Here is an 18123-nt window from a genome sequence, read left to right on the forward strand (position 1 = left end):
AAGTGTTGTGTAGAGCAAATAGTGATATTTGGTAATTTCCCTAAGTTACGCATTTTCAATGAATTTATTTGCATAATCACTCCTCTTGCGATAAGAGGAGCTTTAGGAAAATTTAAAACCCGATTAGTTATCAAGCAATTCTAAACGAATTCTTACGATTTCGCCATGAATCACAGGTAAAGCTTGTATTTGAGATAAAGCTTCGTTCATTTTCGATTCAACCACTGGATCGGTTAAAATCACAATAGGAATCAAATCCTTCAAGCGAGGCTGTTGCATAATGGCATCAATGCTAATGCCTGCACGACTTAAAATCGTGGTGACATCTGCCAGTACACCAGTTTGGTCTTCGGCATTGATACGGATGTAATAACCTGTTGTCATTTCATCACTTTCTAAGATTGGCAAATCTGAAAGTGCTTCAAATGCCAGTTGAGGAATCGTACCTGAGCCATCTTCTGTATAAATAATGTCACGAACGATATCAACCACATCCGCAACCACAGCAGAGGCTGTCGGACCCGCACCCGCACCCGCACCATAATACAGCGTTGGACCAACTGCATTGGCTTGGACAAGGACTGCATTTTTCACGCCATTGACATTAGCAATCAATTCTTCTTCTGGAATCAAGGTTGGATGTACTCTTAACTCGATGCCTTTTGGCGTGCGACGCGCAATACCTAAGTGTTTGATGTTATAGCCTAATTCTGCTGCGTATTTGACATCTTGTGCAGTCACTTTGGTAATGCCTTCGGTATAGACTTTATCAAACTGTAATGGGATACCAAATGCACATGACGCTAAAATTGTTAGCTTATGTGCAGCATCAATGCCTTCAACGTCAAAAGTTGGATCTGCTTCAGCATAACCCAATTCTTGTGCTTCTTTTAAAACATCTGCAAAGGCACGACCTTTTTCACTCATTTCAGTCAGGATAAAGTTACCTGTACCATTGATAATGCCTGCAAGCCATTCGATTTTGTTGGCAGCCAAACCTTCACGGATGACTTTAATAATCGGAATACCACCTGCAACCGCAGCTTCATAGGCGATTTGGACGTGGTGATCATCTGCAGCTTTAAACAGTTCATTGCCGTGTTCAGCGAGCAATGCTTTGTTTGCTGTTACAACTTGTTTGCCATGTTTGATGGCTTCCATAATCACTTCATAAGCAGGGTGAATACCGCCCATCACCTCTACAACAACATCGACATCAGGTTGACGCACGATGTCGAGTAGATCAGCGCTTTGCTTCACACTTGCAGGTAAATTTAAATCAGGACGTGGACGGCGTGTGCCTACGTGGGTAATTTCAATTTCTCGACCGGTGCGACGTCTAATTTCAGCAGCGTTTTCTTGTAATAGTTTAAGGGCTCCACCACCTACGGTTCCTAGACCGAGTATTGCCAGACGTACTGGTTTCACGTCACACTCCAAAATATATAAAAAATTTTATTCGGATTAGATCATAGCTAAAAAATGCGCCAGACTCTAGAGGTTGGCGCATCTTTATATTTTGCTATAAAAAATAGTAAATTAACTTATAAATATTGGTTATTTGAGGCGAGTAGCTAACTCATCTGCAGTCATATAGGCACCAATATGTTCACCGTCTGCATTGTAAATCGCTGGTGTACCATTCACACCCATTTTCAAACCTAGATCGTATTGGGCACGTACAGGGTTTTGGCAAGTTGCAGGTGGAAGTTGTGCACCTGCGATCGCTTGATCAAAAGCTTCTTGGCGGTTGGGGCTACACCAGACACTTTCCATCGCAGGCATAAATTGTTCACCACGTGGCCAAGCGATATAACGCACCTCGATGCCTTTGGCATTAATCTCAGGAATTTGTTCATGCAGTTTGTGACAGTATGGACAACTTGCATCTGTAAAGACATAAATCACGTGTTTGGTTTTGCCTTTGGCAGGGTAGACCAATAGATCTTCTGTTTTTAATTGTGCTAAATGTTTTTTATTTTCGGCAGCTTGAAGTGAGTCACCAATACTGCTGAGTTGTTTATCGCCTAAGCGAATCACATCACCTTGGATTAAATATTTTCCATCACCTGTGGCATAAACTGAGCTCATACCCTCTAAACTGACCCAATATAAATTTGGCATTTCAGTGGGTTTAACATCTAAAATTTTGGCATCAATATTGGCTTTCTTTAAATGCCCTTGTAAGGTTTGGATGAGGCGTTGCTGTGCATTACGTTCAGTCAAATTCGATGCTTCACCTGTTGCAGGTGCTGTCGCCGTTAAAGTGTCATCTTTTTTTGTATCAGGAGATTTTGAACAAGCACTCAGAGCAAGTCCACTTGCGAGCATACACGCCAGCATCAATTTCGAACGTTTTAATTGCATAAATCACTCTTTGGGTTGTTCTGCATGATTTTTGAAAATATATTTTGAATCACTAAGCATAGCAAAAAATTATCACTTGTACTTTAAAACTTGATTAAGGGTACTAAATGAACGATATCCACATTGCCCTCATTGTTAAGTGATTATGCTCGTGGATGATGTTGTGCATGTAGTTGTTGTAAGCGTACCTGTGCCACATGTGTATAAATTTGTGTGGTGGATAAATCACTGTGTCCAAGTAACATCTGTACCACACGCAAGTCTGCACCATGATTGAGTAAATGTGTGGCAAAAGCATGTCTTAAGGTGTGAGGTGAAAGCTCCGTTTGAATATTGGCTTGCAAGGCATAGCGTTTAATCGCATACCAAAAGTTTTGTCGGCTCATGATGCCGCCATGTTGGGTTAAAAATAAATAATCAGTCGAGGATTTATACAATTGTGGACGTGCATCTGTTAAATATTGCTCGACCCATTCACAAGCCACTTGTCCTAAAGGAACCAAACGTTCTTTATTACCTTTCCCTAAAATTCTTAAATAACCTTGCTTTAAATTAATCAAATCTAAACGTAAATTGAGCAACTCACTGACCCGTAAACCGCAAGCATACAGCACTTCTAGCATTGCTCGATCACGTAAGCCTAAGGCTGTACTTAAATCAGGTGCCTGAATCAATGCTTCGACATCATGTTCAGATAAATCTTTAGGCAATGCGCGTCCTAACTTTGGGGTTTTATGCGCCACCATGGGGTTATCTAAGCGGATTTTTTGTTCACGTAAAAATTTATAAAATGAACGTAATGCTGAAAGACAACGGGCTATAGAGCGTGGGCTTTTACCTTGTTTGGTTAACGCAATCATCACATCGGAAATATCATCATGTGACCATTCTGGTAGGTAGTGTTTAGAACACTCACTGCACTGGATCAGGTCGGACAGATACGCATTGCGTGTATGTGGGCTCACGGTTTGTGCAATTAAATAGTCTTTATAACCATTTAAAAAACTCAATTTTTCTGGAATGGTGACAGCAGCAGGCGTACGTGGTTTTTTATTGAGCATGATTAATATGAACTAAATTTTTCATCTATTGAGGCAATGTAGACCAAAAAAATCAAGAAGTCGAATATGTGTAGAGAATGAGAATTGTAATCAAACCTTACTTGGTAATTATTCTCATTTGTATGTATAATTAATTTAAATACCAGTTTCTTTTTAGGGTCAATTGCAGTGCGTTTGTCAGAATTGAAAGTAAAGCAGACTGCTATTATCACTAAGGTCAATCGAACATTGGCTGATAATACAAGTCAAACCGATCTCGTTGCGAGTCGTTTAGAAACCTTGGGATTTGTGCCAGGCACAACTGTGCAAGTAATTACCAAAGGTATTTTTGGTGGTGACCCTATCCTTATTCAAATTGGTTTTACGCGTTTTGCGCTGCGTAAAGTTGAAGCGGAAAAAGTTGAAATTGACTTAAACACTGAAGGAGTTCCCGCATGAGCGAAACTTTACGTATTGCTTTGGTGGGAAATCCTAACTGCGGTAAAACGTCTTTATTTAACCATCTGACAGGTACACGTCAAAAAGTGGCGAACTATGCAGGTGTAACAGTAGAACGTAAGGTCGGTAGTTTTAATTTACCTTCTGGGCGTGCGGTACGTGTATTGGATTTGCCAGGTACTTATAGTTTAGATGCAACCAGTCCCGATGAAGCAATTACCCGTGACGTAGTATTGGGTAAAATTGCCGAAGAGCAAGCACAAGATGCTTTTTTGTGTGTGGTCGATGCCACTAACTTAAAACTACATTTGGGCTTGGTCTTGGAAGTCATTGAACAAGGCAAACCCATTTTACTTGTGCTGAACATGATGGACGAAGCCCGTCGTCGTGGTATGCAAATCAATACTGAAAAGTTATCTCAGCGTTTGGGTATTCCTGTGGTGGAAACGGTCGCAGTGCGTAATGCAGGAATTGAAAACCTGATGGCGGCACTGGATCAAGAAAAGTTTCGTAAGCCAAGTACCGAGTTAAGTGATGTTAATTTAACAGGAAGTAATCATGAGAAAGTCACGCAAATCTTAAAAGATGTGGTGATTTTTGTAGATCATGAAGACAAACGCACTGATAAGCTGGATAAGATTTTTTTACATCCTGTATGGGGTTTGATCACGCTTGCTGTGATGATGTTCATCGTGTTCCAAGCGGTATTTGCTTGGGCAGCACCATTTATGGACTGGATCGAAGCTTTCTTTGGTTGGTTAGGTGAAACAGTTGGGCAAGTTATTTCACAGCCATTACTAAATAGTTTGGTTGTGGATGGTGTGATTGCTGGTGCTGGTGGTGTGGTGGTGTTCTTGCCACAAATTTTGATTTTATTCTTCTTTATCTTAGTCTTAGAAGAGTCTGGTTATTTACCACGAGCGGCTTTCTTGCTTGATAAACTTATGTTTAAAGCGGGGCTAAGTGGTCGTGCATTTATTCCTTTACTTTCTAGTTTTGCTTGTGCTGTGCCTGGGATTATGGCAACACGCAGTATTCAAGACCCACGAGATCGTTTAGTTACGATTTTGGTTGCACCTTTGATGACTTGTTCAGCGCGCTTACCTGTGTATGCGTTGTTGATTGCTGCTTTTATTCCCTCAACGACAGTGTGGGGATTTTTAAATCTACAAGGTTTGGTGTTGTTTGGCTTGTATATGGCAGGAATTGTCAGTGCATTGCTGGTTGCAACTGTGCTGAAGTTTTTCCAAAAAGACAAATCACAACATGCTTTACTCATGGAGTTGCCAAGCTATCGTTTCCCTGATCTGCAAAGTGTTTGGATCGGGCTGCTTGATCGTGCCAAGATTTTCTTAAAACGTGTCGGTGGCATTATCTTTGCCTTGTCCATTTTACTTTGGTTCTTGTGTACTTTCCCACAACCGCCAGAGGGAGGTACTTTACCTGCGATTGATTATTCATTTGCAGGGATGTTAGGACATGTCATGCAACCGATTTTTGCGCCACTCGGTTTTAATTGGCAAATTTGTATTGCATTGATTCCTGCAATGGCAGCACGTGAAGTATTGGTGTCGTCATTAGGTGTGGTATATGCCTTGTCAGTAACTGATGAAGATGCAGTGGCAAAAGGCTTAGAAAGTTTGATTACTACAGGTGATTTAAGCTGGTCATTGGCAACAGGCTTATCCTTGCTGGTATGGTTTATCTATGCACCACATTGTTTGGCAACTTTGGCAACAGTAAAACGTGAAACAGGTTCATTAAGAACTGTGTTTGGAATGACGGTTTATTTGTTTGGTTTGGCGTATTTAATGTCATTTCTTACTTACCAAATTGCGACACGTTATTTCGGCTTATAAGCGAATAAGGAGCTTGAAATGGTTGAGTTATTGATTATTACAGCTTTGGTGATTTGGAGTACTATTTTTGTATTTAAAAAAGTATTTCCAAAAACAGCATATAAAGTGTTTATGTGGCTTTCTCAGGCGTGCAGAGCCAAAGGTTGGACACGTTTAGCCAATTGGTTACAGCCAGCCATGTTAAGTGGTTGTGGCGGCGGTTGTGGATGTTCGAGTAGTGAACCTGAAGCACCGAAAAAAGTGGAAGTCCAAGCGGTTAAATGGAAATAAAAAGTTAAATTTTCTAGAAAGCCATTCTGATCGTAGAGTGGCTTTTTGTTTTATATGACTGTTTTTTTACGCACTGACACAAAATAATTTCAAGAAATCTCAAACAGAAAAAGCTTTCAAATCGGCAAAGTGCTAACATTTTGCAAGTTTCAAAATTTACTTCGAGTGGGACAATAATGTTAATTCAACGTGGTGGCTTAAAAGTCGTTGCTGGACTAGGTATTTCTGGTGTTTCAGCGGTTAATTTTTTACATGAACATGGCTATCGTGTTGCAGTAACTGACTCACGTGAGGTACCACCGGGACATGACAAGATTCCAAACGAAGTACAAACCAGTTTTGGGCATTTTGATCAAGAATTATTATTACAAGCCGAAGAAATTGTGATCAGTCCGGGGCTTGATCCGAAACTCCCTGAAATCCAAGCTGCAATTGCCAAAGGTATTCCTGTAATTAGTGAAATACAGGTTTTGCGCCGTGTAACCGATAAGCCGATTGTAGCCATTACAGGTTCAAATGCTAAAAGTACAGTCACGACCTTGATTGGTTTAATGGCGCAAGATGCAGGAGTAAAAGTTGCAGTCGGAGGGAATTTAGGACGTCCAGCTTTAGATCTGACCCATGATGATCCTGATGTATATATTCTTGAACTTTCAAGTTTTCAGCTCGAAACAACCTCAAACTTAAATGCTGAAGTGGCTGTGGTGTTAAACATGAGTGAAGACCATTTAGATCGTCATGGCGATATGTTTGGTTATCATGCTGCAAAACATCGTATTTTCCAAGGCGTGAAAAAAGTAGTGTTTAATCGTGATGATGCTTTGACACGTCCACTTGTACCTGATGTAACACCCATGCAAAGTTTTGGTTTAAATGCGCCTGACCTTAATCAATACGGTATTTTAAAAGACAATGATGGCACGATTTGGCTCGCACGTGGTCGTGAGCGTTTATTGAAAAGTGCTGATATGTACATTCAAGGTACACATAATGTCGCAAATGCTTTGGCATGTTTGGCATTGGGGGAAGCGATTGGTTTACCAATAGACACCATGCTTGAAACATTGAAAACTTTTAAAGGTTTAGAACATCGCTGTGAATTTGTCAAAGAAGTGCAGGATGTTCGTTATTATAACGATTCAAAAGGTACCAATATTGGTGCGACTTTGGCGGCACTGGATGGTTTAGGCGCTGCGATTGAAGCGCAAAAGGGAAAAGTAGCCATTATTTTAGGTGGGCAGGGTAAAGGGCAAGATTTTACTGCTTTACGTGACTCTTTAACCCAATATGCCAAAGTTGCTGTATTGATCGGTGAAGATCGTTCAATCATCGAGAAAGCCATTGAAGGAACTACAACACTTTTACATGCCGAGTCTTTACAAGAAGCTGTAGAATTGTGCCAACAAAATACCCATGCACATGATGTGGTTTTACTCTCGCCTGCATGTGCTAGTTTTGATATGTTTACAGGTTATCCTGAGCGTGGTCATCGCTTTGTAGAATTTGTAAATGCACTAAACTAAAAAAATCATAAGGATAACAGTATGGCTGGGTTAGCTCAGACAACGGTCAGTAAAATTACTGAGGTATTTGAACGTTGGACTCCTAAACTTCCAACCGAAATTACACCTCGAAATGTACTTATTTTCTGCGTCATTTCATTGTTGTGTATTGGTACAGTGATGGTCGCTTCGGCATCTATGCCTTATGCAGAGCGGATGCATGAAGCACCGTTTCATTATGTGATTCGTCATGCGATTTCGATTGTGGTCGCAGCAGTGGCTGCACTTTGTGTATATCGTGTCTCACTGAATGTTTGGTTTAACAACACTTTTCCCTTATGGCTGATTACGATTGCATTGTTACTTGCCGTATTAGTGGTTGGACGAGAGGTGAATGGTTCAACCCGATGGATCAGTATCGGTGGCTTTAGTTTGCAAGCCACAGAGATTGCTAAAGTGATGATGGCAATTTTTACCGCTGATTATGTGGTACGTCGTGCTGAAGAAGTGAGAAACAACATTAAAGGCTTGATTCGTTTAGGGATCATCATGCTCCTCACTGTAGGTTTAATTATCGCTGAGCCAGATTTAGGGGCAACGGTGGTGATTGCGGTGTCGATGCTTGGTGTATTCTTTTTGGCGGGTGCACCATTAATCCAATTCGGGATTGCTTTTGGTGCGATTGTTGGCGCATTTGTGTTCCTGATTATCTTTGAGCCTTATCGTTATGAACGACTAATGTCATTTTCTAACCCTTGGGCAGACCCATTAGGTACAGGTTATCAGCTTTCCAATGCCTTGATGGCATTTGGTCGAGGGGAATGGACTGGGGTTGGTTTAGGACACAGTATCCAAAAAATGTCGTATTTACCTGAAGCACATACTGACTTTATGTTGGCAATTTTAGGTGAAGAGTTTGGTTTCTTTGGTATTGCCACAGTTTTGGTTTTATCGTTTGGTATGCTGTTTTGTTGTATCCGTATTGCGCATCGTGCCCTGAAACATCAATATCTACGTGCGGGTTATTTGGCGTATGGGATTAGCATCATTTTCTTATTGCAGATTTTGGTCAATGCAGGCATGAACATGGGCATGTTACCTACCAAAGGTCTTACCTTGCCATTTATTAGTTATGGGGGGTCATCTTTGATTATGTGTGCGGTGATGATCAGTTTAATGTTAAAAATTGATGCCACAACACAGCAGACAAATCCTGCGCGAGAACAATCGAGTTTTTAAATTTTTACTTAAACTTTGCTTTAAAAATGGTGCGATGACTTAATGGTTTAGCACCATTTTTGGCATATGCGTACCACAATTTAAACATACCACAGCACTTTCTCTTGGTTTGGATACTGGAAAAAGTTTAATAAAAAATAATGAAAAATAATTACGCTGCGTTTTAATTTCATAAGCACTGCGCGTTTTACAAATCGGGCAGACAAATTGCCCTTGATCCGTTTTAACAGTTTTCGGTGATATTCCAAAAATAAACAACATAAAAATGCTCAAATAAAAACAAGATACGATCAATATAATGGATTGTTCTTGATTAAAACCAGTTAATCCATGTTACTGAAAAGTCCCTTGAATCTGTGTACCTTTGGGAATACGTTGAATATCCCATTGCGCGACTGCCTGAACCAACATTTTATGTGGCTGATCTAGATCTACAGGGAGTTGCCCCAGTGCTAAAATCGCTTGTCTAAGCAGTTGTGGCGCATATTGAATATCAAGCGCATGTGCTAAGTTTTGCTTAGAGAGTTTTTGCCCTTGATCATTCATAGCAAGTGGAAGATGCATATAACTCAGTTGAGGATAACCCAGTAACTCTCCGAGCCAAATTTGTCGTTCAGTATTATCTAGAAGGTCTGCGCCACGCACGACATGCGTTATGCCTTGCAAATAATCATCAACCACTACAGCGAGCTGATAATTAATAATACCATCTCTACGTTTGAGTACAAAGTCACCAAGCGCATGGTGTAAGTTGGCACAGTGTAGTCCTTGCAAACGATCATGAAAGCAAATGTTTTGATCTGTGACTTTTACACGAATGGCTTGATTTTCAAAATTTAAAGCTTTATTTCGACAAGTGCCTGAATAGATATGATTTGAACCCAATATTTTTCGGGTACATTCACAGGCATAGACGAGATTTTTTTGTTTGAGTTGTTGAATGACATCGTGGTAAATGTCTAAACGATCTTTTTGATAAATGATCTCAACATCGGATTCAAGCTCAAAAGCATCTAAGCAGTCAAGAATATGTTGTTCGCTATTGGGATAGATTCGAGGAAGATCAGTATCTTCGATCCGTACGATCCACTGACCGTGGTGTGCTTTGGCATCACAATAACTGGCAACTGCAGTAATTAAAGAGCCAAAATGCAAAGGGCCGGTTGGCGATGGCGCAAACCGACCTGAGTATGCCTTCCTTTTATCCCTCTCCTTTAATAAAGGATGAGAGGGATCCCCTCGCAAGAGGGGAGGATTTTTAGATAACACAGTATTAACCGTTATTTTGCTTCTCTTTGATCTCAGCAAGCGTTTTACAGTCGATACATAAAGTTGCAGTTGGACGTGCTTCCAAACGACGTAAACCAATTTCGATACCACAAGTTTCACAGAAACCATAGTCATCATTTTTGATTGCTTCGATTGATTGCTCGATTTTACGAATCAATTTACGTTCACGGTCACGTGTACGTAATTCAATTGCAAACTCTTCTTCTTGCGTTGCACGGTCATTTACATCAGGCAGAGAAGAAGACTCATCTTGCATGGTGTTTAAAGTACGATCCACTTCAGACATGAGCTCTGCTTTCCACGCTTGTAGAATGCTGCGGAAATGCTCAAGTTGTCCCTCAGACATGTATTCTTCATTTTTCTTAGGCTGATAAGGCTCAATACCAAAAAGGCTTGCAGTGCTACCGCCTTCAGTTGCTTTTGGCTTGGTTTTACGTACACGTTTTACAGACTTTTCGTCTAAAACATCAGTTTGTTCGTCCAAGACTGGATTTTGGTTGTCATTCGCCATAAAGGGCATTCCTCATCATATACGTATGTTTATACGTAAAAAATATGGTGATATGCAAGTATTTTTATCGCTACCGATAGAATGCTGCTATCGGGGGTCGTCATCATATAGACTTTTTCACAAAGATGAAAGCAGTGAAGTTTTCAATTTTGTGCTCAAACTTCCTTAGAGGAGGAATAACTTAAAGCAAAACAACTAAAATGAAAAGCTAATAACCTGAAATTTCGCTATTTATACTTTGATTATAGTCTTTTAGGCGATAAACAGCAGTCTCAATTTGCCCATCGGATTTTAAATGTAAATAACGGTAACCAGGTGCAAGATCATCTAAAGCAAAGTCATCACTACGCGGTTTAAATTGAGCACATGTTGCAGGTACCGATAAAAATGCAATATTTTCCCAAAGTACTTTTGATTCTTGATGTACATGCCCAAACAATACGGCTTTAATATTTGTAAATTGTGACAAAAGAAGGGTCAGTTGTTCGGTATTTTTAAGTTTATGTTGATCAATCCACTGTGACTTCATTTCAAATGGATGGTGATGGCATGCCAAAATCACAAATTTATCTTGAACAGTATTGAGGATTTTTTCTAAATGGATCAATTGTTCAGACTGAATCCAACCATCAACTTGATGCTTTACTGCACTATTTAGCAAAATTAAGCACCAGTCACCTAAATCCACCACAGTCGGCTCTGGATGAGGATTTAAAAAAGGAAATAAAGCCAAATCATCATGATTGCCTGGAATTTGAAAAAAAGGAATACCTAGGCTTTGCATATAGCTTTGATAACGTTGATAAGTTTCAACAGTTGCTTGCTGTGCAACATCACCTGTATGCAAAATCGCATCAATATGTGAATGTTCTTGTAATATTTGTGTGATAACGGCATGAAAGTTTTGCTCGGGATTGATTCCAATAAAACTGTCATTTGGGTCAGTCATGAGATGGGTGTCTGAAATCTGAATAATAATAGGATTGTTAAGATTTGAGATAACCTGATGGGCTGACATGGTGATCTCCTAAGTAATATCTAGCGATGCAATATGCTGTTTTAGCCACTGCAACGCAATAATAATGGGGGCATTGCGTAAACGTGAACCTGCAAGTAACTCATCCAAAACTGCATACTCTAAAATGTGTAATTGGATATTTTCACCTTCATCAGCAACACCAAATACTCCCCCTGTTTCTGGTAAAATGGCTTGTGCGGTATATAAATGAAAAATCTCATCACATGCACCAGCGGATGGATAAAAACTAAAAATATGCTGTAACTGTTTAAGCTCGCAGCCTGATTCTTCTAAACTTTCTCTACGAACACAGCTTTCAGGTGATTCATCACCATCTAATACCCCAGCGATCACTTCGAGTTGCCAAGGTGAGATCGCATCATCTACAGCACCTACACGAAACTGTTCAATCAAAGCAAACTTTTGTTGTAAGTCACTATAAATCAATACACCTGCAGCTTGTTTGCGCTGGATGAGTTCCCGCTGAATGACTGAGGTATATTCAGTTTGATTAAATAAACGATGTCTTAAGCTGACTTTTTCGACCTGAATAAAGCCAGAATAAAGAATTTTACGTGACTGAACTTCGACATCTTGGTGTGAATAAGTTGCGTGTTGGATAATATTCATGAATCAGGGTTAGGATGAAACATAGTCGTTCCATCCTAACGGAGAATTGATTAAAGACAAATCATTTTTTAACTGAATTTAAACTTTATGGTACAACTTTTGCCCATGTTCTTGATAAGCGGTTTTCATGGCAGCGAGACCTGCTTCAACCTCAGGATTAACTTGAGTATTTTGCTCAACTTTATTTTGATTTTGTGCATAATCGCGCACATTTTGCGTAATCTTCATTGAACAAAACTTAGGTCCACACATTGAGCAAAAATGCGCTGATTTATGGGCTTCTTTTGGCATGGTTTCATCGTGCATGCTGCGAGCAGTATCAGGATCAAGACTCAGGTTAAATTGATCTTCCCAACGGAACTCGAAACGGGCTTTGGAAAGTGCATTATCACGTACTTGCGCACCTGGATGACCTTTGGCAAGGTCTGCAGCATGTGCAGCGATTTTATAAGTAATAATGCCATCTTTGACATCTTTCTTATTGGGTAAACCTAAATGCTCTTTTGGCGTGACATAGCACAGCATAGCTGTCCCATACCAACCAATCATGGCTGCACCAATTGCCGAAGTAATATGGTCATAACCTGGTGCAATGTCTGTAGTGAGCGGTCCAAGCGTATAGAAAGGGGCTTCTTTGCAAACTTCAAGTTGTAAGTCCATATTTTCCTTGATCATATGCATAGGCACATGTCCAGGCCCTTCGATCATTACTTGTACATCATGTTCCCAAGCACGATGGGTCAACTCACCCAAAGTGCGTAACTCAGAAAATTGAGCCTCATCATTGGCATCTTGGATACAACCTGGACGTAAACCATCACCTAAGCTAAACGACACATCATAAGCTTTCATGATTTCGCAGATTTCATCAAAATGCGTATAGAGGAAATTTTCTTCATGATGTGCCAAACACCATTGGGCCATGATTGAACCACCACGAGAAACAATGCCTGTTAAACGATTTGCAGTTAAAGGTACATAACGCAGTAACACGCCTGCATGGATGGTAAAATAGTCCACACCTTGTTCGGCTTGTTCAATCAAAGTGTCTTTGAAAATTTCCCAAGTTAAATCTTCTGCCACACCATCAACTTTTTCAAGTGCTTGATAAATAGGCACAGTTCCGATTGGCACAGGAGAGTTACGGATAATCCATTCACGGGTTTCATGAATATTTTTACCTGTCGACAAATCCATGATAGTGTCTGCACCCCAACGGGTTGCCCATGTCATTTTTGCCACTTCTTCATCAATAGATGAACCGAGTGCTGAGTTACCGATATTGGCATTAATTTTGACTAAGAAATTACGCCCAATGATCATCGGTTCACATTCAGGATGGTTAATGTTGGCTGGAATAATCGCACGACCTTCAGCGACTTCTTTACGCACAAACTCAGGCGTGATTTCCATCAAGTTGCGTGCACCAAAGTTTTGTCCTGCATGTTGACGCATGTCTACGCCTTCACGTTGACGTTGGTTTTCACGAATCGCAATGTATTCCATTTCAGGGGTGATAATGCCTTGTTTGGCATAATGCATCTGTGTGACATTTTTTCCTGATTTGGCACGACGAGGTTTTTGGATGTGTGCAAAACGGATTTCAGCAGTGCGAATATCTTTTAAGCGTTCTTGACCAAAAGCCGAGCTTAAAGTGTCCAAGCGTTCAGTGTCTGCACGCTCCGCAATCCATGTTTCTCGGACATTGGGTAAGCCTTGATTTAAATCAATCTGTACATTGGGATCGGTATAAACCCCAGACGTGTCATAGACCCAAAGAGGTAGATTTTTTTCACCGCCTAAACCTGTTGGAGTATCTGTCAGTTTAATTTCACGCATTGGGACTTGGATATCTGGGCGAGAGCCTTGGATGTAGACTTTTTTTGATGCAGGTAAAATTCGAGTGAGATCTTTGGCATCTTGCTCATGTTGAGCTGAAATTTCTTGGGAAGAAAGATTCGTTAATTGGTTCATTTCAATGATCCTTATGAATGACATCAACGAATCAAGCACGACCAAAAACGTGGCAGTTGATCTATATGGATATGAAATAAAATAATCCAAATCATAGATAAACGAAGGCTGAGGTTTTTAGATGCTTGATTCCTACGCAGGTCTTAACCTGATCAGGTTCAACGGTACTTAGATTTAAATTTTGGCAAGGAGATGCAAAATTGATCTAATCTCAGCGAGAAATTACTCGCGCTCCGTCAAGCGATATACAGATACTAACATGAACAGACTGAAATAGTGCTGAATGTTGTATCAAATTACTTTAAGTCAAAATCCGCCAAAGTATTTTATTTTAAGCTTTAGTTTTTAATAGCTGATCAACAGCATTTTGAATTTTCTCTTGTAGCTGGGCTCTTTGTGTCCGAATCAGCTGTTGCTCTGGAGTATCATAATCATCATTTTGTTCAGAAGGTTGCGGCAGTTGCTGCCATTGTGCTTCGCTGGTTTGAATCAGTTTTAAAAACTTCTGTGCTGTTTGGCTGCTAGATGAATGGCTGGTCGCAAGTTTTTCAATGGCTTTTAATGCATCATGATCCGCAATTTTGTCATGATCAAACCAAAGTGTCCGAGTATTTTCATGTCCATGAAATAAATCATCTCGATAGCTCGAAACCAGTGCTTTTACTTGTGGGTTATAGTGGGCTTTGGGATAGTGCTGTAGATAATTTTCCCAAAACATTAAACGTTGTACGAGTTCATCAAAGCTAATCGCAAGTCCTGCATCTAAAATATAATTTGAACCTGTATATTCTTTGCGAAGTTGTTTGAAATAAATCTGATCTGCTTTTTCAAGATAAGGGACAAAAAGATCAACATAATATTGCGGATGCTGCACAAAAGTATATTCACCCTCACCAACATAATATTTCTCTAAATACAATGCTTTGGCATGATCTACTAAATATTGCTCTTCAGGTTTGAGTTTTGTGTATAAGGCTTTTTTTGTGTCGGGTTTTAGCTCTTCACGATCACCAGTCGTATCGGTCATATATTGATAAACTTCGATAGAAGATTTCGCCAATAAATTGTCATAGACTTGTTCACTGTCTTGAATCCATTGATAGCGTTTTTCTAAAGCAACATGGGGAATACAAGTTTTTAATAATTGATTTAACTCCATGAGCTTAGCTGGAGCAAATTTATTTTCCAGCGCTTTCATTTTTAAATCAATGCCTTGACATTTGAGTTGGGCATTTTCTTGGGTAGGATTTGTTGTGATTGTTGGCTTTTGCGCGTGGGTTTCAGTCTTTGTGGTATGATTTTCAGTTTTTTGACATGCAGGCAATACACAAGCTGCTGCTAATACGTAGACTAAACGCAATGTATTTGCCATTTTCATTTTCCAAGCGCATGTATTCATCTATTAAAGTCATGCTATTTTGAAAAATAATTTATAGCAATCACTTTAAGGGAAATTTTTACCTAACGTATCGCTATGCCAATTCCAAGTATTAAACCCGTTGAATAATCAGCAATATTTTAAAATGGAATGATAAAAAGAGGAGTGCAGGCATATTAACTAGGATGGGTATTGCAAATAGAGTCGCTAAAACAATCTCGATTTTGAGCGTTTACATTCACATTTTTTAAATTTAAAAATTGATTTAACTGCGCCACAGCCAATTGATGCGGATCATGCTTGATTTTTTCGAGCTGAGATGCAGGCAAAGGAATCTGTGCTAAGCGTTGTTCAGGTGTCATGTTGACATATTGAATAAATTGGTTGGCTTGTTTGGCTAAGCTGCTGTCATTTTGTTGCGCTAAAGCCTCAATTTCTAGCCAAACTGAGGCTGAAATGTCATTTTGATCAATATACTGAACAGACGTTGGTGAGTTCTCAGTGCCTTTAAACAGTAAAGCACGATAAGTTTGTTCTAGATATTTTGCATCTTTGATATAGCTACTGTTTGGATAATTTTTAATATAGCTTTCCCAAAAAATTGCTCGCTGTACAATTTCATTGGGATTGATGTTCAATTTTTGATTTTGCAATAAAGGTTGACTGTTTTGTAATGCCAATTGTTCAATAAAAACTTTTTCTGCTTCGGGCAGATAAGGTGCAAAAACCTTAGCTAAATACTGAGGATGGCGGCGATAAAATATTTTCTTTGGTCCTTGATCTACCAATTCGATATATGCCTGACCTTGATGGCGAATCAGATATTGATCGCGAATATTGAGTTGCTCAAAATGGCTCTGCTGAATCGTAGGATATTCAGATTTATCTAAGGCATAATTTTCAAAGGCCATTTGTTCTAAAGGAGTGCGCTCAATCGTTAAAAACTGCTTATACATTTGATTGGACAAATCCATAAGCTGCTTTTGCTCAGCCCATTCCATTAAAGGTAAACATAAACGAATGTCTTGATTAACTTGTTCGATGGCCAAAGTTGTACGTTGTGGCGTCATTGCCAACATTTCTTTTTTTAAATTCTCACAAATTAAGGTCAGATCAGGTTGAACATTTTCAGGTTTAGGTGCTGTTTGGGTTTCTGCAACGATCTCAGGTTCAGGTTTTTGGCATGCCGAAAGCACAGCACAAACGCTGACAATGATACTCAGTGACTTTAGATTATTGAATAAATTTAAATTCATGCGATCATTTGAGATAAAAGGGGGAGATTTTTACTAAGGGTATTTTCACTTAAAACGGCATCAAGGTATGCAATCTTTTGTAGCTTTATGGCGTAAATGCGTTACATCGCATTAAATTTGAACGATAAATAAATTATACGCTACAAGAGTAAATGTATTTATATGAAAAATATAACTTATTATTAGAATTAAAGTAATTTTGAAATTAAAGAATAATAGTGTTTAGAAAATAAGTAATTTTTGTATCCTGAATTGAGTTGGATGAGTAATCGGTTTCATTATCATATCGTGAGTATTTATATCGATAATTAAAATCTGTCATCAAAACTTCATAATAAGTATGCTTAAATATGCCAATTTCTTTATCACGCCATTTCACTTGTTGTGGAGTAAACACTTTGAGCCCAAATAATCCTGCATTAGGACACCATATTTCTTCACAATTTAATGAAGATTTACAGGCTGTAAATACAAAATTTATGACAATGGGTGGATTGGTTGAACAACAAGTTGCGAATGCAATTCATGCTTTATTGGATACCAATGCGAATCTTGCCATTGATGTACAATTTCAAGACAATGCCGTAAATCAGTTTGAACGTGAAATTGATGAAGCTTTAACGTTGATTTTGGCACGTCGTCATCCTGCTGCAATTGATTTACGCATGGTGATTGCGATGAGTAAAGCCAATACCGACTTAGAGCGTATTGGGGATGAAGCAGCAAAAATTGCACGTATTGCCCAAACCTTATGTGAAGAAGGTGAGTCACCACGCGGTTATATGGAAACCCGTCATATCGGAAATCAAGTGCGTGTGATGATTCATGATGCTTTGGATGCATTTGCACGTATTGATGCAGAACAAGCCCTAAAAGTTTTGCTTGCTGATGCTGATATTGACCGTGAATACCAGTCAGCAACACGCACTTTAATGACTTATATGATCGAAGATCCACGTCATATTTCTCGTGTAATCAATGTAATGTGGGTATTACGTTCTTTAGAGCGTATTGGGGATCATGCTCGAAATATTTCAGAGCAAGTGATTTATATGGCAAAAGGATTGGATGTGCGCCATACCAACATTGAAGAAATTGAAGAAAAAGTACAAGGGAAATAAAATTTCAGTTTTGTACCTGTGTACAAGAGCCTTAGTGAATACTAAGGCTTTTTTTATGTTGTTTAAATGAGAAGTGGCTTAGAAATAGAAAATTTTAGACAAAAAAATTCCTAGATCTTTGGGGGGAAATCTAGGAAAGAAAACAGAAATATTCTGGAGAATATTTGTCTAATGTTTATTGCCTTGGGGGAACAATAGTTTCATTAGCT

17 protein-coding genes and 1 riboswitch are annotated in these 18123 nt (G+C 39.3%); of the genes, 6 read left to right on the plus strand and 11 right to left on the minus strand.

The window, feature by feature from the left end; translation table 11 throughout:
- Positions 1-123 precede the first annotated feature (123 nt).
- The 3 genes from HUS24_RS11960 to xerD form a co-directional block, all read right to left on the minus strand.
- On the minus strand, positions 124-1428 hold the full coding sequence (locus tag HUS24_RS11960) for a homoserine dehydrogenase (RefSeq protein ID WP_173912216.1): 1305 nt from the start codon (positions 1426-1428) through the stop codon (positions 124-126).
- A 129-nt stretch (positions 1429-1557) separates the two neighbouring features.
- Positions 1558-2367: a DsbC family protein gene (locus HUS24_RS11965; RefSeq protein WP_173912217.1), complete on the minus strand. Its 810-nt coding sequence runs from the start codon at positions 2365-2367 to the stop codon at positions 1558-1560.
- Positions 2368-2510: 143 nt separating this feature from the next.
- A complete protein-coding gene (gene xerD, locus HUS24_RS11970) occupies positions 2511-3428 on the minus strand; it encodes a site-specific tyrosine recombinase XerD (protein ID WP_173912218.1) in 918 nt (305 codons plus the stop codon).
- A gap of 168 nt (positions 3429-3596) precedes the next feature.
- Between xerD and HUS24_RS11975 the strand changes: the two genes are divergently transcribed.
- The 5 genes from HUS24_RS11975 (at position 3597) to ftsW (ending at position 8736) form a co-directional block, all read left to right on the plus strand.
- A complete protein-coding gene (locus HUS24_RS11975; protein WP_173912219.1) occupies positions 3597-3866 on the plus strand; it encodes a FeoA family protein in 270 nt (89 codons plus the stop codon).
- Positions 3863-5725 (plus strand): ferrous iron transport protein B, encoded by a 1863-nt coding sequence (gene feoB, locus HUS24_RS11980; RefSeq protein ID WP_173912220.1) that lies wholly within the window; start codon positions 3863-3865, stop codon positions 5723-5725. Before HUS24_RS11975 ends, feoB begins: the two co-directional genes overlap by 4 nt.
- Before the next feature lie 18 nt (positions 5726-5743).
- Positions 5744-5995 (plus strand): DUF6587 family protein, encoded by a 252-nt coding sequence (locus tag HUS24_RS11985; RefSeq protein ID WP_173912221.1) that lies wholly within the window; start codon positions 5744-5746, stop codon positions 5993-5995.
- A 176-nt stretch (positions 5996-6171) separates the two neighbouring features.
- Entirely contained in the window at positions 6172-7518 is a 1347-nt protein-coding gene (gene murD / locus HUS24_RS11990) for a UDP-N-acetylmuramoyl-L-alanine--D-glutamate ligase (protein WP_173912222.1), read from the plus strand.
- 21 nt (positions 7519-7539) lie between these two features.
- Positions 7540-8736 (plus strand): putative lipid II flippase FtsW, encoded by a 1197-nt coding sequence (ftsW, locus tag HUS24_RS11995; RefSeq protein WP_173912223.1) that lies wholly within the window; start codon positions 7540-7542, stop codon positions 8734-8736.
- A 39-nt stretch (positions 8737-8775) separates the two neighbouring features.
- Here ftsW and HUS24_RS12000 read toward each other — a convergent pair whose 3' ends face one another.
- The 8 genes from HUS24_RS12000 to HUS24_RS12035 form a co-directional block, all read right to left on the minus strand.
- Positions 8776-8997 (minus strand): zinc-ribbon domain-containing protein, encoded by a 222-nt coding sequence (locus HUS24_RS12000; protein ID WP_173912224.1) that lies wholly within the window; start codon positions 8995-8997, stop codon positions 8776-8778.
- A gap of 72 nt (positions 8998-9069) precedes the next feature.
- Positions 9070-9981: a tRNA glutamyl-Q(34) synthetase GluQRS gene (gene gluQRS, locus HUS24_RS12005; RefSeq protein ID WP_254433867.1), complete on the minus strand. Its 912-nt coding sequence runs from the start codon at positions 9979-9981 to the stop codon at positions 9070-9072.
- 28 nt (positions 9982-10009) lie between these two features.
- The gene (dksA, locus tag HUS24_RS12010; RefSeq protein WP_065995149.1) at positions 10010-10537 is read right to left on the minus strand and encodes an RNA polymerase-binding protein DksA; all 528 of its coding nucleotides are present in this window, start codon (positions 10535-10537) and stop codon (positions 10010-10012) included.
- 208 nt (positions 10538-10745) lie between these two features.
- Positions 10746-11555 carry a 3',5'-cyclic-AMP phosphodiesterase gene (gene cpdA, locus HUS24_RS12015; protein ID WP_173912225.1) on the minus strand — a complete coding sequence of 270 codons (810 nt, stop codon included), beginning with the start codon at positions 11553-11555 and terminating at the stop codon, positions 10746-10748.
- A 9-nt stretch (positions 11556-11564) separates the two neighbouring features.
- Positions 11565-12185: an NUDIX domain-containing protein gene (locus HUS24_RS12020; RefSeq protein WP_173912226.1), complete on the minus strand. Its 621-nt coding sequence runs from the start codon at positions 12183-12185 to the stop codon at positions 11565-11567.
- A 78-nt stretch (positions 12186-12263) separates the two neighbouring features.
- The gene (gene thiC / locus HUS24_RS12025; RefSeq protein ID WP_173912227.1) at positions 12264-14159 is read right to left on the minus strand and encodes a phosphomethylpyrimidine synthase ThiC; all 1896 of its coding nucleotides are present in this window, start codon (positions 14157-14159) and stop codon (positions 12264-12266) included.
- Positions 14160-14271: 112 nt separating this feature from the next.
- A riboswitch (TPP riboswitch) is annotated at positions 14272-14405 on the minus strand.
- Between the two features lie 85 nt (positions 14406-14490).
- On the minus strand, positions 14491-15531 hold the full coding sequence (locus HUS24_RS12030) for a hypothetical protein (protein ID WP_173912228.1): 1041 nt from the start codon (positions 15529-15531) through the stop codon (positions 14491-14493).
- 182 nt (positions 15532-15713) lie between these two features.
- Positions 15714-16793 carry a hypothetical protein gene (locus tag HUS24_RS12035; RefSeq protein WP_173912229.1) on the minus strand — a complete coding sequence of 360 codons (1080 nt, stop codon included), beginning with the start codon at positions 16791-16793 and terminating at the stop codon, positions 15714-15716.
- 398 nt (positions 16794-17191) lie between these two features.
- Here HUS24_RS12035 and phoU point away from each other — a divergent pair, with 398 nt between their 5' ends.
- Positions 17192-17914: a phosphate signaling complex protein PhoU gene (phoU, locus tag HUS24_RS12040; protein ID WP_173912230.1), complete on the plus strand. Its 723-nt coding sequence runs from the start codon at positions 17192-17194 to the stop codon at positions 17912-17914.
- Positions 17915-18123: the final 209 nt, after the last annotated feature.

It is taken from the genome of Acinetobacter sp. Marseille-Q1618 (assembly GCF_902809855.1).
Taxonomy (GTDB): Bacteria; Pseudomonadota; Gammaproteobacteria; order Pseudomonadales; family Moraxellaceae; genus Acinetobacter.

Bases quoted from the DNA above. Each gene is read 5' to 3' on its own strand.
- HUS24_RS12030 (WP_173912228.1), bottom strand. From the start codon at position 15,531: ATGGCAAATACATTGCGTTTAGTCTACGTATTAGCAGCAGCTTGTGTA.
- HUS24_RS12020 (WP_173912226.1), bottom strand. From the start codon at position 12,185: ATGAATATTATCCAACACGCAACTTATTCACACCAAGATGTCGAAGTT.
- feoB (WP_173912220.1), top strand. From the start codon at position 3,863: ATGAGCGAAACTTTACGTATTGCTTTGGTGGGAAATCCTAACTGCGGT.
- HUS24_RS11965 (WP_173912217.1), bottom strand. From the start codon at position 2,367: ATGCAATTAAAACGTTCGAAATTGATGCTGGCGTGTATGCTCGCAAGT.
- dksA (WP_065995149.1), bottom strand. From the start codon at position 10,537: ATGGCGAATGACAACCAAAATCCAGTCTTGGACGAACAAACTGATGTT.
- HUS24_RS11985 (WP_173912221.1), top strand. From the start codon at position 5,744: ATGGTTGAGTTATTGATTATTACAGCTTTGGTGATTTGGAGTACTATT.
- thiC (WP_173912227.1), bottom strand. From the start codon at position 14,159: ATGAACCAATTAACGAATCTTTCTTCCCAAGAAATTTCAGCTCAACAT.
- HUS24_RS12000 (WP_173912224.1), bottom strand. From the start codon at position 8,997: ATGTTGTTTATTTTTGGAATATCACCGAAAACTGTTAAAACGGATCAA.
- HUS24_RS12035 (WP_173912229.1), bottom strand. From the start codon at position 16,793: ATGAATTTAAATTTATTCAATAATCTAAAGTCACTGAGTATCATTGTC.
- cpdA (WP_173912225.1), bottom strand. From the start codon at position 11,555: ATGTCAGCCCATCAGGTTATCTCAAATCTTAACAATCCTATTATTATT.
- murD (WP_173912222.1), top strand. From the start codon at position 6,172: ATGTTAATTCAACGTGGTGGCTTAAAAGTCGTTGCTGGACTAGGTATT.
- xerD (WP_173912218.1), bottom strand. From the start codon at position 3,428: ATGCTCAATAAAAAACCACGTACGCCTGCTGCTGTCACCATTCCAGAA.
- ftsW (WP_173912223.1), top strand. From the start codon at position 7,540: ATGGCTGGGTTAGCTCAGACAACGGTCAGTAAAATTACTGAGGTATTT.